6 protein-coding genes are annotated in these 15,792 nt (G+C 39.9%); 2 read left to right on the forward strand and 4 right to left on the reverse strand.

The window, feature by feature from the left end; genetic code table 11:
- Nucleotides 1–286: 286 nt before the first annotated feature.
- Complete coding sequence (locus QUE03_RS17025; RefSeq protein ID WP_286263156.1) at nucleotides 287–3,295, forward strand: ATP-binding protein; 3,009 nt, start codon at nucleotides 287–289, stop codon at nucleotides 3,293–3,295.
- A gap of 22 nt (nucleotides 3,296–3,317) precedes the next feature.
- Here the strand turns inward: QUE03_RS17025 and QUE03_RS17030 are convergent, their stop codons facing one another.
- The 3 genes from QUE03_RS17030 to QUE03_RS17040 all read right to left on the reverse strand — a co-directional run bounded on the left by QUE03_RS17030 (nucleotide 3,318) and on the right by QUE03_RS17040 (nucleotide 10,427).
- Nucleotides 3,318–6,479 (reverse strand): ligand-binding sensor domain-containing protein, encoded by a 3,162-nt coding sequence (locus QUE03_RS17030; RefSeq protein ID WP_286263157.1) that lies wholly within the window; start codon nucleotides 6,477–6,479, stop codon nucleotides 3,318–3,320.
- A gap of 97 nt (nucleotides 6,480–6,576) precedes the next feature.
- Complete coding sequence (locus QUE03_RS17035) at nucleotides 6,577–8,289, reverse strand: S8 family peptidase (protein ID WP_286263159.1); 1,713 nt, start codon at nucleotides 8,287–8,289, stop codon at nucleotides 6,577–6,579.
- A 308-nt stretch (nucleotides 8,290–8,597) separates the two neighbouring features.
- Nucleotides 8,598–10,427, reverse strand: coding sequence for a S8 family serine peptidase (locus QUE03_RS17040; protein ID WP_286263160.1), 1,830 nt, complete (start codon nucleotides 10,425–10,427; stop codon nucleotides 8,598–8,600).
- 444 nt (nucleotides 10,428–10,871) lie between these two features.
- Between QUE03_RS17040 and QUE03_RS17045 the strand changes: the two genes are divergently transcribed.
- Nucleotides 10,872–13,241, forward strand: a complete 2,370-nt coding sequence (locus QUE03_RS17045; protein WP_286263161.1) for a S8 family serine peptidase — start codon at nucleotides 10,872–10,874, stop codon at nucleotides 13,239–13,241.
- An 879-nt stretch (nucleotides 13,242–14,120) separates the two neighbouring features.
- On the opposite strand, the gene pgi is transcribed toward QUE03_RS17045, so the two are convergent.
- The gene (pgi, locus tag QUE03_RS17050; RefSeq protein ID WP_286263162.1) at nucleotides 14,121–15,764 is read right to left on the reverse strand and encodes a glucose-6-phosphate isomerase; all 1,644 of its coding nucleotides are present in this window, start codon (nucleotides 15,762–15,764) and stop codon (nucleotides 14,121–14,123) included.
- Nucleotides 15,765–15,792: the final 28 nt, after the last annotated feature.

Below are 15,792 nucleotides of genomic sequence, written 5' to 3' on the forward strand. Positions count from 1 at the left end.
ACATGAGTTTTCTTCGGCTGCTATACTGGTAATACTATAATAACCTCAAGTTTATCAAGTCGTTTGCGACTTAGTTTTTTAACATAAAGCAAGCAATTACACCGTGCATTTCAATTCATTAACTTTACGATTGTTCTATGTACTGGTTGTCGTGATAGATTTTCGTTAACTTGAGGTAGCAACTTGATGTTAACGGATTGTTATTATAAATTACGCAAAGCATTAGTTATACGGGATTGATAGCTGAATATTATCGACAGGATTTGATAACCACTAGGAAAAAAAATTGCCCATACGTATTAGACAATTTCTCATAGCCCTTGCAGGTATGGCGACTTTTATTCCTCATGTTTTTGTTGCTAACACGCTGTCTATTTCGCCTGTTGTAATTTCATCTGTTGCATTATCGACAATACATCTGTGCAGCCTAGTCATAGTGTTTAATTGTTTCAGAAAAAACACAACCCGTTCATTTAAGTTGTTTTGGCAATATATACTATTGGCAATATTAGCCATCATCACCAGTAAATTTTTAAACGGGTCACCTACTGGTATCAGCGAACAGCTATATCAAGACTTCACTTCACTTTTCGTGTATTTTTTTATCTTATTGGCAATTGAGACCAACCCCCACTTAAGTGATGTGCCAGTTAACAAATATATCAATGGTCGTGTACCTATTATCTTTTTTACACTCATTTGTTTTTGTTATTTTGTTTTGCTGCCGGCTGAGTTTTCCGGTCAAATTTATCAACAAGGCAAGCCGTCACTATTTTTTGAGTTATTGATCACCAGCCTCATTATTACGCGGCTAGGCTTATGCTTGTTCGCCAGTAAAGACAATTTTTGGCGTTATTTTTATGGCTTGTTAATGAGTAGTTCAATTGCATTGTTTTTTGGTCATATTAATGCATTTATGGACAGTAGTGTTAACTCAGTAGCCATGAGTTATTACCTTCAACTCACTATTTTATTGCCCTTTTTCTTCCTTGTAATTTGCGCAAATGTCACGTTAAAAATAACTCAATTTCCAAAGGCTATCAGAAAGGCCAATAACCCCGAACTATTTTTGCTGCTGTTGATGATCATACCGATCGCTCTTCATTTATACGGGTATGAACAGTCACTTTTTTACAGTACTTCATCCAACTTACAGTCCATTGTTATACTGTTTTGGCTATTTGCTGGCTCGGTCTTGCTTTACAGCAACGCGTACAGTCGTCGCAACGACTTGAGAAAACTTAAGCATAATTTACGCTCGACACAAAGTCAGCACCTACAATTGAAGAGCTTAAACCATCAATTAACTGATGCGCTAACAAACAGCGAATACAAAGCAATTGTCAATGCGTCAAACAATGCCATATTAACTACTTCCGTCGCTGGCGAAATATTGTCAGCGAATCCTGCGGCTGTACAAATGTTTCAAAGCTTAGAGCAGGAGTTAAAAGGCTTGTCGGCAAGTACTTTGTTCGCTGTAAAAGATGAAATGCATTACTTTTTTGACTTCCAAAGCAATGTTTACTCATTACAACGTAAAGAGTTAGGCATTTCAGTTGAATGTACATCGCTGCGCTCCGACAGCACTGAGTTTCCAGCGCAAGCTGAATTGCAATGGGCAGACCGAGCGGAGCAGCCGTTAATCGTTATTACCTTTATTAATCTATCCGCACGAAAGCATGCAGAAAAACAAGCTTTGGAATTGAAAGATAAGTTCATTGCCAATATTTCTCATGAATTTAGAACACCGCTTACGATTATTAATGGCATCATTGATAGGTATTTGGCCAAGGTTCCAAACGATACGGAAAATGAAGATTTCACTACAGCGAAACGCAATGGATTACGATTGGTACGTATGGTGGAACAACTACTTGAGCTTTCACGACTGAGCGATAATCCGCAGCTGTCACTTAGCACGTACCGATTGAACAATTTAATGACAATGCCTATTGATTCATTTTCGCGTTTAGCGCTGCAAAGCGATTTAACCTTTTCAAGTCATATACCTGACGACTTATGGCTAGATTGTGACGGGCAAGCCTTTGAGAAAATCATTTTCAACCTACTGGCTAACGCTGTCAAATACACTCCAAAAGGGGGCTCAGTACAGGTCAATGCCTATACCGAGCAAGACACCATTATTCTCGATATTATAGATTCAGGTATTGGTATAAACAAAAGCTCTCAAGATAAAATTTTTGAGCGATTTCAACGGGCTGATGATGTAAAAAATCAAGCTACTTTTGGCGTAGGTATTGGATTGTCGCTGGTCAACGAGCTTGTTAAAGCACATGGCTGGCGCATCAGCTTAGTCAGCGAGCAAGGCCATGGCAGTAAATTCAGCCTTTCAATACCAAGGGCGTCCGCTAATCATTCAGAAGCTGAAGTCGCAATCAGCGTTTCAGAAAATGAAGTTGCTTCCTTGCTGACTGAACAACGTTCCGCAACCAGCACACAGGCCGATCATTCACAACAAGTGGTGTTGGTGATTGAAGATAATTTAGATATGCAAAGCCACATCAAACAAGTAATTGAACAACAGCATCACTGTATTCTTGCTGGCAGTGGCGAATTAGGCCTTAAATTGGCGCAAGAGTATATCCCCGATTTAATTGTTTGTGACTTAATGCTAACCGGCATTGATGGCTTTGAAGTACTCAGTCAATTAAAACAAGACGAGTTAACGGCGCATATCCCCGTAATTTTACTTACGGCAAGGTCTGATCTTGAAAGTAGACTACATGGCCTTAATTTAAAGGCAGACGAATACTTAAGTAAGCCATTTAATCAACACGAATTACTCTCAAGAATTCAGAGTTTAATTGCCAACAGGCAACAGCTTCAACAGCGCTACTTGCAACAATTTTCAGACGAACAAAAGGCAGAGCGGAAAACTAATAGCCAAGAAAATGTATCTAAACTCGCGCAAGATACAACAGAGCAAAGTAGCCTAGATGATAAGTTTTTGCATAAGCTTGAAGCTTTAATTGCCAAATACTATACCGAGCCAGAATTAGATATATCATTACTTGCCAAAGAACTGGCAATGAGTGAAAGGCAATTGCAGCGAAAAATTAAAGTGATTCTAGGCACCACGCCCAACAACTTTATTAAAGAGTTTCGACTGAAAAAGGCGCAAGAATTACTAATCAAAGGTACTCAAATTGGTCGCATCGCACTCGATGTTGGCTTCTCGTCGCAAACATATTTTGGTCGTTGTTTTAAAGAAAGCTTTGATTGCACGCCAAAACAATATCAACAACGTATCGCCCAGCAAGATGATCCTTCCTAAGGCGTTCGGATAACAACGCCCCTTAACCTTTTTTCATTTTGATCAATTTACCCAACTCTTCAACGTCGTGTTGCTGAATGACATCAAGGTAGTTAAACGGTTGTACTTTCGGTGCATAAAAACCCAACCAGTTCAACCTATTACTTTTAGACACTTGCAGTGCATGCTCGGTCAGTACACTGACTTGATCCCAAGACAATGCCATGGGTTGTTCAAAGTTGAACGGGTAAAAAGAATAGGCAACCCCAGTGTTAATATCCTGTCCTAACACTTGCTCAAAGCGATCCACTAAACGAGTGACAAGCTCACGCACATTATCGTCTTTTTCATAACCAATGATCACAAAACTATCATCAGCCCAGCGAATCACTAAATCTTCATTGTTTCGGCTATAGAGTAGTAAATCCGTCAGGTTGACTAATTGGCTATTAGACACCTGTTTAATATTGTCGAGTTTAACCATCACAAGGTACAGTCGAGGTAAAATACTGCGTTGAACTGGCAGAATATTCTCGTGAATTTGAGACATAAGTTGCGTAGCTTGTTCAATATAGATATCTAAATAACGACGACTTTTAACCCCCGTCACTTTGTCTATAGTCGCCGCATCTTCTAGTTGCTGATTGGCATGTTCAAGTTCGACATTCTTCAACTTGAATTCTTGTGTCTTTTCTTGAACTTGTTGTTTTAGGTATTCTTTTTGTTGCTGTTCAATAAGCAATTTACGATTCAAGAACCGAGAATAGGCCAATAACAATAAGGCAATTAATACAGCATAAAGCAAATAGGCCCACCATGTATTCCAAGGTGCTGGCTTGACGATAATATCTAATGATAGTCCTGGTTCACTCCAGACATTGTCATTATTTCCGGCAACTATTTGCAGCTGATAATGACCTGATGGCAGGTTGGTATAGGTAGCTCTACGAGATTTTCCTGCATCAATCCACTCATCATCGAAGCCACTTAAACGATATTTGTACTGAGTCGATTCAGGATCAGCATAGTTTAAACCAACATACTCAAATGAAATTAGCTGATCAGTATATTCCAAGGTTAGCTCGGTCAATTTTGACAACCTAGTGCCTAAATTCATCGGTTCGTTTAATTTTAAAATATTAGTTAAGCGAATAGCTGGAGCTGAAATATTGGTATTAATACGCTTAGGATTAATACTATTCATGCCCTTGCCCGCACCAAAATATAGGGTGTTATCCAAACCATGAAAAACTGATGAATGGGTGTATTCTAAATCTACCAAGCCATGGGTAAGATTAAAGTGTTTGAAACTTTTGTCATCAGCAGAGTAACGAGAAATCCCTTTACTGGTGCTGTACCAGATATCACCATATAAATCCTGTACAATGCCATACACTGTCATACTTTTCATGCCATCTTTTGAGTCCAAATGATTAAACGAAAAGTTATTGTCATAGCGATTCTCACGACTGAGTATGCTTAGTCCAGCCGCTTGAGTACCCACCCAAAGGTTTTTTTCCTCATCAAGGAGCATTATCCATGTGAAGTCGTCAGGCAAGCTGGTTGGATTGTCCTGCTCATGACGCAAATGCACAAAAGCTTCTAATTTGGAGTCGTATCGGCTTAGCCCACCACCAAATGTTGCTGCCCAAATAAAGCCTTGATCGTCTTCCAATATTTGTAATATATGATTACTTGAAGGCCCTTTCGCAGGCTCCGATTCGTTTTGCACAAAGCGTTTAAACGTGCCATTGCTGCTCAGTAAATTAAGTCCTTGATGAAAGGTAGAAACCCAAATGTTACCGTTACTATCTTTAATAATATCGGTAACACTATTAGCCGAGAGCGACTGTTCATCACTAGCATCATGCTGATAAGGCGTTATTTGATGTGTTGTCATATCAACCGCATACAGTCCCGACGCCCGCGTCCCTACCCACAGCGTATTCTCATCGGCCAGCAAACTCATGATCCGGTGTTCACTAAAAGATTGGCCCAATTCTAGTTGCCTAATAGTGCCGTTAGAAGTAGATAACTGATAAATGCCACCGACATAGGTGCTAAATATCACAGACTTATCGTCGAATTGAGTAAAGCCCGTGATGTTATTATTCTCTAACTCTGGACTAGTATGAGAGCTGTATTGACGAAAAGTAGCCATGTTGGGATCCCAACGGTTCACCCCTGTAAAAGTCCCAATCCACATCATTTTTTTATCATCTTCAAAAAAGCTTAAAATGTAGTCGCTGCTTAAACTGTAGGGGTTTTCTGGAGAGTGGCTATAGAGGCTAAAACTATTGCTGTCATCGCTATAAATAGACAAACCATTGTCGGTAGCAATCCAAATCCCTTTGCTAGAATCTTGATAAATGTCATTTATCGTATTGCTACTAATGACGTTATGATCTTGAGCTGAGAATTGATAATGATTAACTGTCTCAGAATCAACATTATATTTAAGCAGCCCACTGTCTTCTGTGCCTATCCAAACGTTTCCTTGCTTATCTGCATGTAAAGCATTAACAAATTTATTAACGTAATGACTTTTACTACTGTCGCCGTATTTTACGGTTTTAATAAAATTTCCACTTAAATCAAATACAGATACACCACCACCATTTGTGCCAACCCATATTTGATTATCACGGGTTTCAGTGATGGCATGTATGGTATTGTGAGATAAGCTATTGGGATTACCTAGCTCTTGAAAGATCTGTTTAATAAGCCACTGACCGTCAACAAAAGACAAAACATTAAGGCCATTAGCAGTGCCAACCCATATTTTCCCCTCGCTGTCCTCAAACAAAGCGTTAACCGTGTCATTGGTTAAAATATGCGCTGGTGTTTGGGTAGTAATACGGAGAAAGTCTTGACTATTTTCTCGGTACAAGTTGAGCCCTCCACCAAAAGTGCCCACCCAGAGTTGCTGCTTACTATTGATGATTATTCGACTAATAACATTGGAACTCAATGAATTAGGTTTTGTTGCATCGTGATGAAAGCTTAAAAATTGGTGACCATCAAAGCGATCGAGTCCTTCTGATGAACCAAACCACATAAATCCATCCCTATCTTGCGCAATGGCTCTGACGAAGTTATATGACATAGGATTATCAATGCCAAAATTTTTGAATCGCTTGACGTCTTGGGCAAGGCCTGAAGAACTGGCTAAAATAAGTAGCCAAAATAATAGGTTATGTTTCACAGAGGTAATTCTTTTTAAAATTTGAAGTACTAGACAAGTATAACTAGGAAATTGATATATAAAAAAGCCACTGCTTTACACAGTGGCTTTGGTTGCGTTATTGAGGGTCCACCCAAGTATTAATATTGATACCTGTTGACTCTGGACTATCCAAGTTCAATCGCCATATAACCGCGTCAGTTTCAAAGTTCAAGCGCCAAATAACTGCATTCGTTTCAAAATCTAGTCGCCATATTACCGCGTCGGTAGAAGCAGTATTTTTCCAATCAATTGCATTGCTGTCGTAGTTCAAGCGCCAAATAACTGCATTGTCGTCAAGAGACTTGTCACCTAAGCGCCATACATATTCCTCACCTAGGCCTTCGACATAAAAATTGCCATCATCATCAATATTTGCGGGGCCATAAAAATGTTGTTCACCAGATAGGTCTTGCTCGATATTCAAGGCTTGGTTGGCGCAATCGGACGCTGTATTTTGTAACGCTCCTTTTGCATTAACTAAACCAGAGCCTTGCTGAAAGACACTGTACGCTAATTTACCGTCTTCGGTCATGGCAGTGTGAGCACTGTCCATCAAGCGACATTTTACTTGATCTGGCGTTAACGCTGGATCTTGCATCAACATAAGTGCTGCTACACCTGAAACAACAGCCGCGGCTTGTGATGTACCCGACATTTCAAAATATTTACCACCGTCGTGATATTCAGGATGCGCACCGACAATCTCAGTATCAAACGCCATTAGCCCTGGAATATGTCCTCCAGGTGCAACAATTTCCGGCTTAACAAAGCCTGCTGGAGTTGGTCCAGCAGCGCTGAATGTCGCTACTTTATCATCGCTTTGATCAGATTCGGTAAAGTTGTCTGTCATCGCACCAACAGTAATAATATACGGCACGTTACCTGGAACACCGATAGTCATCGGTTCAGGGCCATTGTTGCCCGCAGAAGCAACAACTACAACACCTGCTTGCCATGCTTTCATTACCGCTTGGTTTAATGGATCTTCCCAATAATAAGAACGCTGTTGACCACCAAAAGACATGTTCAATACACGTAAGTTAATTTGATCTTTTACCTGAAGCGCCCAATCTATGCCACGAATAACATCGGCATATGTAGCCTTACCTTCTGCATCAAACGCTTTAATACCCACTAAAGCAGCGTTCGGCGCTACACCATATACATTTCCGTAAACATCGTAGTCAGCATTGCCGGCGATACTGGCAACATGAGTACCATGCCCGCTTTCTTCGTTGCTGTAGTTGCTCACGGTATTATTGATGGCGTCGTATGTGCCCCAAAATTTATCTCGTCCATATAGATCAGTTGATAGACCTAAGCCTGTTGATGTTCCTTGTAACTGATCGAGGCCAGTATCTAAGAACCCTATAGTGACACCATCACCGAAATTACGCATTTCATGGGCAAAGTTAGCATCAATATAATCGGGAACAATTGATTTTGGCTGCCACTTTCTTTTTCCCCAAGCATTACCACCAGTAAGCTCTACTTGATAGTTCTTGCTGACATTGACGTTAAGGTTTTGCTCTATCAGCTCTAGCTGTGTCGACGTTAGTTCAATGGCAACGGCATTGATTATTGCGAGCTCATGAGATGGTTTTAAGTTAAGTTCGCTAATTTTTGATTTTAATTGTTGGTAATTGTCAGAGCTAACAATATAGGACTGTGTCCCCTGCTTAACTTCGCTTTGATTAAATAGTGATTGGCTAATTAACCAAGCTGATAAACCAGCAAAGCTTAACAAACTAAGCTGTTTGATTTTTCTTTTTACTGAATTATTCAACATTTTAATTCCCCTATGCCCATTACATCTTTTTTAAAATACTTAGGTATTTTTAAAAACATTAGGGTGTTTTCTATTTACACTGAGTAGCGAACATTTTTTGAACGTCGTCTTTGTTAAAAAATTGTTACAAAACTATTTCACTACGAAACATAAACTAAACACACCTCAGTCTCAATAATTTTATTTCGCTATGACGACTGTCTTTTAAAAACTAAACCGGCCTAAACGAAAAATATCCAGCCCAATCAATGGGCTGGATACCAAGTACTTGAAGGGAACTACATCAAGTACTTAATTCATTCAAAAAGTTAGAAGTTTACTGTTACTTCACTTGAACAATTGTCGCTACCTTGGTCACACACTTTGTAAGTGAATGAGCCATAAGACTTAAAGCGATCTTGGTATGAACCATCATTTGAAGTAGTTGTTAACAAAGAGCCGTTACGGTAAATATCTACACTTGAAGTTGCTGCACCGCTCCAAGATAGGTTGACATAGTTTTTACCTTTAGAGCGACCTGTACTTGTGTCTAATGAGATATCACCAGTTGGAGGAGGAGTAACACCACCACCACAACCGTTCGCCGTTAAGTAAGCATCTGCTGCTGCGGCTTTTGCAATACCGTGACCAAAGTTAACGTCATGCCCAGTGGCGCCACTGTCTTGTGCAGTAGCTTTTAGTGCATCACGAATTTCAGTACCTGTACATCCGTTATGGTTTGACCAAACTAGTGCAGCAATACCAGATACAGCTGGTGTTGCCATTGATGTACCACTCATAAATCCGTAGTCACTTGTACCAATTGTGATATCCACTGTATTTGCAGCTAACAACGCAGTGCGGTCTTCAAACGCAGCACCAACAGCCGGAATAGAAGTCGCATTCGTATCGCCTAATGTACCGAAAAGCATACCTGCTTCATTGTTGATAATAACAGCACCAATACCGCCTGAGTTCTCACAGTTTTGAACCTTGTCATGGAATGAAATAGCACCACGGTCAATCATACAAATGCTACCATTAGCGCCTGAGTCAACAGCTTCAGCTGTACCCATGTAGTAAGTATTGCCAGCGGCGCTACCTGAGTTTTCCATTGATGATGAAGCAAAAGCTTGACCATCAGCTGACATAGATGCACTTGTTGCCATACCTGCTGGGTAAGTCGATAACGTGTCTACACCGCCTGCAGTAATTTCAACACAAACCGTATCGTCTGTTGTCGTCGTTCTGTTCTTGCCACGACCTGTCGTTACTGTACAGCTTGGGTACTGTGAAAAATCAGCAATATTGTCATTGTTGTCATTTGCACCGACCATCATTACTGACGAATAACCTGCAGGGTATGAACGAACATCGTTTCCGTCATTACCTGCTGCCGCTAGAACTAAACCGCCAGCTTCTGTAAATGCTTTAAAAGCATTCTCTTCAGTACTATTCGCACCACCGCCACCTAAGCTCATGCTGATGATGTTTGCACCCGCTTGTGCACATTTATCAGCAGCATGCGCTAAATCAGAAGAGTAGCCCCAACCATCAGCGTTAAATACTTTGATGATATGCATATCAACACCTGGAGCCATACCTACAACACCAACATTGTTGTCAGCCGCACCAATAGTTCCTGCTACGTGTGTACCATGTGGACCACCGTGCTCATCCCAGTTACCAGTACCAGAATCGTTATCACCTGTGATATTTCCCCAAACAAAATCTTGGTTTGAACGGTCTAAACCTGAATCGATTACACACACTTTCATGCCTGCATTGCCATTAAATGACACTTGATTAGCTTGAGATTGGTAGACAGCATATGGTGTCAACTGTTCTGTCATCGCATTACCAGCATCATCACTATATAGAGAAAATGGTACACGACGCAGATCTTCTTCAACTAACTGAACATGCGGATTATTTAATAGACCTTTAACTTCTGACAAGCTTTTACCCGCAAACGATGCCGCGAAGAAGCCATTTCCGTCTACCTTGAAATCAGCACCAAACTTTTTAGCCAATGCTTTAACTACACCTTTTTTACTTTCATCAACTTTAACAATGTATCTGTCATCTGCTGCTTGAGCTGAAAACGCTGTTGTTACTGCTAAAGCAAGAACTGAGGTCGCAAACTTAGAAATCTTCATATGTACTCCACTATCTCTTTATGTTTATTGTTGCGTCTTTTTATTATTTGACAGGGTGACGCTAATTTTTTTTAGATGAACTATCCATTCCTATGCATTTGATACAGATATATACACCCGATCTGATTGGCATCTTGCCTCTCGCATACTTCGATAGTAACAGTTGCTAATTTACCCCCTAGTAAAAACACGACAGGTTTTCAAACAAAAACGACAAGTGAACACAAATCACTTTAAATTCAATCGGATATAGAAACACAAAACAAATTACAGGTCGTTTTTTTATTAAAACTTGTCGATTAATTGCTAGTTAAAAAAGCAATTTAAGCTCAATCTTTCTACTGTTGCATTTTTGTTAACAATACAAATCAACATTCAAAAACGCTCTGCTACAAGAAATTGTTATTTAGGAGCGTCAATTACAAATGATGGAGTTAATATCAGATGAGAAATAATAAGAAGCTTGCGCTAAATGCGATTGCTTTATCAGTTTTAGCCATGACCAGCACAGCAAGTAATGCTGCACCACAGGCAAAACTAAACAAAGCCGCTAAAGCCGCCACTACCTCAACATCGTCATCGATTAGCTTTGCCGAATGGCGAGCTCAACAACAAATCAACCGCAACGACTACACCGATCGATTGATTGTTACTTTTAAGGATAAGAACCAAGGTAAAGCTATTCCGCCTGGTTTAGCCAAGAAAATTGGTTTGAACTTAAAGCATGTAAAAATTTTAAAAAACAACAGCCATGTCATTGCATTAGATGAAATGCATTCGATAAAAGATGTTGAGAAGTTTATTGAAAAATTACGTAAGCATCCATCTGTTGAGTCAATAGAGCCTGATTATCAGCGTTACTTATTCTCACAGAACCAACCATGGGGGATAAGCCAAACCCAATCAGACCAATTAGCTGATACCGACGCGTCTAACATGACTGTCTGTATCATTGATTCAGGTTATGAGCAATCAAACCCAGACTTAAATGCTAACAACGCTGCTGGCACCAACAACTCTGGCACTGGCAACTGGTACCAAGCGGGTGGCTCACATGGTACTCACGTGGCAGGTACTATTGCTGCTGTTAATAATGCCGAAGGTGTTGTCGGTATTATGCCTAACACCAACGTAAACTTGCACATTGTAAAAGTATTCAACGAAAGTGGTTGGGGTTACTCGGGCGATTTATCAGATGCCGTTGATACTTGTGTTAATAATGGCGCAAAAGTGGTTAACATGAGCTTAGGTGGCTCAGGCTCTTCAAATACAGAGAAAAATGCATTACAAGCAGCTGCTGACACCGGCGTATTGCTCATAGCGGCATCTGGTAATGATGGTAATAGCACCATGTCATACCCAGCATCTTATGATTCAGTTATGGCAGTAGGTGCCTTAGACAGTAACAATCAACATGCAGAATTTTCTCAATATACAAGCCAAGTTGAAATATCAGCTCCAGGTGAAGCCATATTATCAACGGTTGCTGGTGACGGCCGACTAGGCTATATCACGGTTGGTTCAACAACTTATGGAAATGATGATGTTGTGCCACAAACTCATTACATTCAAAGTGGCGGTAACTATGTGGTTAGCAATACCAATGGCAGTGCTAATGGCGTGCTAGCCAGTTGTACCATTTCAGGCAGTAGCTACAGCTGTAATGATGTCAGTGGTAATGTTTGTTTAGCTGAGCGTAATGACAACCAAAAAGGCAGTAACTACCCTGAAGTCAACCCTGCCAAAGCATGTGCCGACGCAGGTGCATCAGCAGTCATTGTTTACAGCAACACAGATCGCCCTGGTTTACAAAACCCATTCCTCGTTGACGCTAATACTGATGTTACAGTACCTACCGTTTCTGTTGATCGCGCTTTAGGCCAACAACTAATGACTCAGTTAGGCTCGAACGCAAGTGTTACCGTAAATGGTTCACAAGATTATGCATATTACAACGGCACTTCAATGGCCACACCACATGTCGCTGGCGTAGCTGCTTTGGTATGGAGTAACAACCCGAACTGTAGTGCAGATGATGTACGAAGCACATTAAAATCAACAGCTGTTGATTTAGATGTTGCGGGTAGAGATGACAAAACAGGTTATGGATTAGTACAGGCAAAAGCGGCTTCTGATGCATTAGCTAATAGTTGTGGTGGTACGACTCCACCACCAACAACAGGTAATACACTTGAAAACAGTGTGGCTAAAGCCAATTTAGGCTCTAGCTCTGAACTTAGCTTTACCATGGAAGTACCTGCAGGCGCTACGAACCTATCATTCGATATGACAGGCGGTACAGGCGATGCTGATTTATACGTGAAATTTGGTTCAGCGCCAACAAGCAGCAGTTATGATTGTCGTCCATACGCTAGTGGTAACAGCGAAAGCTGCCCAATATCTAACGTTCAAGCAGGCACTTACTACGTTAAGGTAGTTGCTTATTCGACATTCAGTGGTGTTAGCTTAACCGGCAGCTTTACCGAGCCTAGCACAGGTGGCGGCGCGACTGGCGGTAGTGCTTCAGTAACAGACATCAGTGTTGGTCGTCGTGCATGGACTTATTACACTATTGACATTCCAGCCGGTATGGCAACATTAGATTTTACCATGAGTGGTGGAACTGGTGATGCAGACATGTACATTAGAAGAGGTGCACAGCCGACCTCATCAACCTATGATTGTCGTCCATACAAGGGTGGTAACAATGAAACTTGTTCATTCACTAACCCAACAGCAGATACGTGGCATATCGGCATTTACGGTTATTCAGCAGCAAATGGTGTTAGCTTAGATGTGACATATAACCCTTAATTATTATCACTAGTTATCAAGAATGCTAAACCCGATAGAAGTATCCTTCTATCGGGTTTATTTTTAATAGCAAAACACTTACTCATAAGTACAGACGGTTAAGGGTATCATCCCGAAAAAGACCAGTGAGCCCCCCTAAACAAGCACCGGCGAATATGAATTCAAGCAAATCAAGCTGGCTAAGTGCACGAACAAGCTTGCTGATTCAAGTTTTTTTTGTTGAGCGGCTATCAGCAACTTTAATTGCTAACTCGTCTTGGCTCATACTTTCTCCCCTAGTTGCTAGTACATGCAATCCCAAACTTTTTAAAAGTAGACTTTCCTTTGCTTAATATAATACCCATTAGCTACCGAATGGCTCATATATTAACCTTTAACAAATAGGGGACAAGAAAGCTACCTGAATAAAGGTGCTTTGCAATATTATCGAATATGACAACGAATTTAATATATGTTTTAGAACTAAATACCAAAATCGTAGGTAGTGATTGATCACAACGGTAGACATATTTTTATAAATAGTACCACTGCATTGAATGATATTTTTCTTGTGTGAATTAATCCGAGAAGCCAATGCTACAGTAAAACCTTATGATCTTCATATAAGATCAAATTAACTACTCATCAGAATTATTTTTGGAGTTCCTATTATCAGGGACAGAAAACTTTTCAGATAAGACATCATTCAAAGATGAGAATGAAAAGTTTTACGCTTCCTAAAGTGAACCTGTTCAGCTGTCTAATTATAAAGAGGATCTAGAAATCATTAACTTGAAGCAATCTCTATTAATAACATATATAAAGATAGCCATATTTATGAAAAATCTAAATCCGACACTTTTTATATAAAACAACTTATATTGAACCAATGTCGAGATACTAAAATAGTGATTTCATATAGTAGCCAATGAGCCCTTGAGTTGAACTATCATGCTCAACATTAATTTCGCTATTAACTAGTTCTTGCTGAATTTTGTTAGCTAATCCTTTACCAAGCTCAACTCCCCATTGATCAAAAGAACAAATTTTTAATAATATGCCCTGAACGAAAATTTTATGCTCATACAGCGCAATTAAACTACCGAGGCTTTTAGGGGAAATTCGCTTCATCAAAATACTATTGCTAGGTCGATTACCTTGGTGAACTTTATGTGGTGCTACATTATCAATGTATTCCTCGCTGCGGCCTTTAGCGCATAGATCAGCTCTTACTTGCTCTTCATCCACTCCTTGCATTAACGCTTGAGTTTGCGCGAAAAAATTAGCCATAAGTGTTTCATGATGCCCTTGTACCGGTGTCGCACTTTGAATAGAACCAATAAAGTCAGCTGGAATAACGTTATTGCTTTGATGTAAGTATTGATAGAATGCATGCTGACCATTTATTCCTAACTCTCCCCATATAGACGGAACTGTAGGATAAGAAATATCGTCGCCATCCCAACTAACAGATTTACCATTACTTTCCATTTCAGCTTGTTGTAAATAAGCTGATAGCATATGTAAAGATTGATCGTATGGTAAAATAGCCTGTGACTTGGCTCCTAGAAAAGTACAATTCCAAACACTTATTAGTGCTAAAATGACAGGTGCATTTTCATTTAATTCAGCTTTTTGGAAATGTTGGTCAATCTCATAAGCTCCCTCAAGCAGTTCGATAAATTTATCGAAACCTAAATCTAGAGCAATAGGCAGACCAATTGCAGACCAAAGAGAGAAACGTCCACCAACCCAATCCCACATATCAAATATATTTTCAGCTGCAATACCAAATTCAAGCGCATTAGTTTTGTTGGCTGATACTGCGACAAAGTGCTTGCTAATAGCAGAAGAATCAAATGATGCCGCAACTAGCCATTTCATTGCTGTTTGAGCATTAGTCATGGTTTCTGTGGTCGTAAAGGTTTTACTAGAGACAATAAAAAGAACTTTCTCAGGGTTAAGGGGCCGTAAAACATTGGCAATCTGAGTACCATCAACATTCGAAACATAATGAACATTAACGCTATTATCACTGTATTGCTTTAATGCTTCAGTTACCATTTGCGGCCCTAAATTGGACCCCCCAACGCCAATGTTTACCACATCAGTTATGCGCTTACCACTATAGCCTTGCCATTTCCCTTGACGAACACAGTCAGTAAATGCTTTCATTTTATTCAGAGCATTCGTGATATCTTGCTTGATGTTTTGTTTATCAAGGATAAAAGGCTCTTCACTTCTATCTCGTAATAATGTGTGTAAAACAGAACGCTCTTCGGTACTATTTATTTTGTCACCGCTAAACATTTTTTCTCGCCACAGCTCAAGCTGACACTCTTTTGCAAAATCAAGTAGTAGCGTAATCGTTTCTTCAGTCAGTAAGTTTTTAGAGTAATCAAGCAACATTGAGGGTAATTTAATTGAAAAGTCATCAAAGCGGTGCTTATTTTCTTTGAACAAATCATTCATGTGTTGATTTTTCATTTCGGCACTATGATTGACCAGTTTTTGCCAACTAGTTAAAGATTCTCTGCTATTCACTTTATTTCCTTAATACTAATATTCCAAT

Source organism: Thalassotalea atypica (assembly GCF_030295975.1).
GTDB lineage: Bacteria > Pseudomonadota > Gammaproteobacteria > Enterobacterales > Alteromonadaceae > Thalassotalea_F > Thalassotalea_F atypica.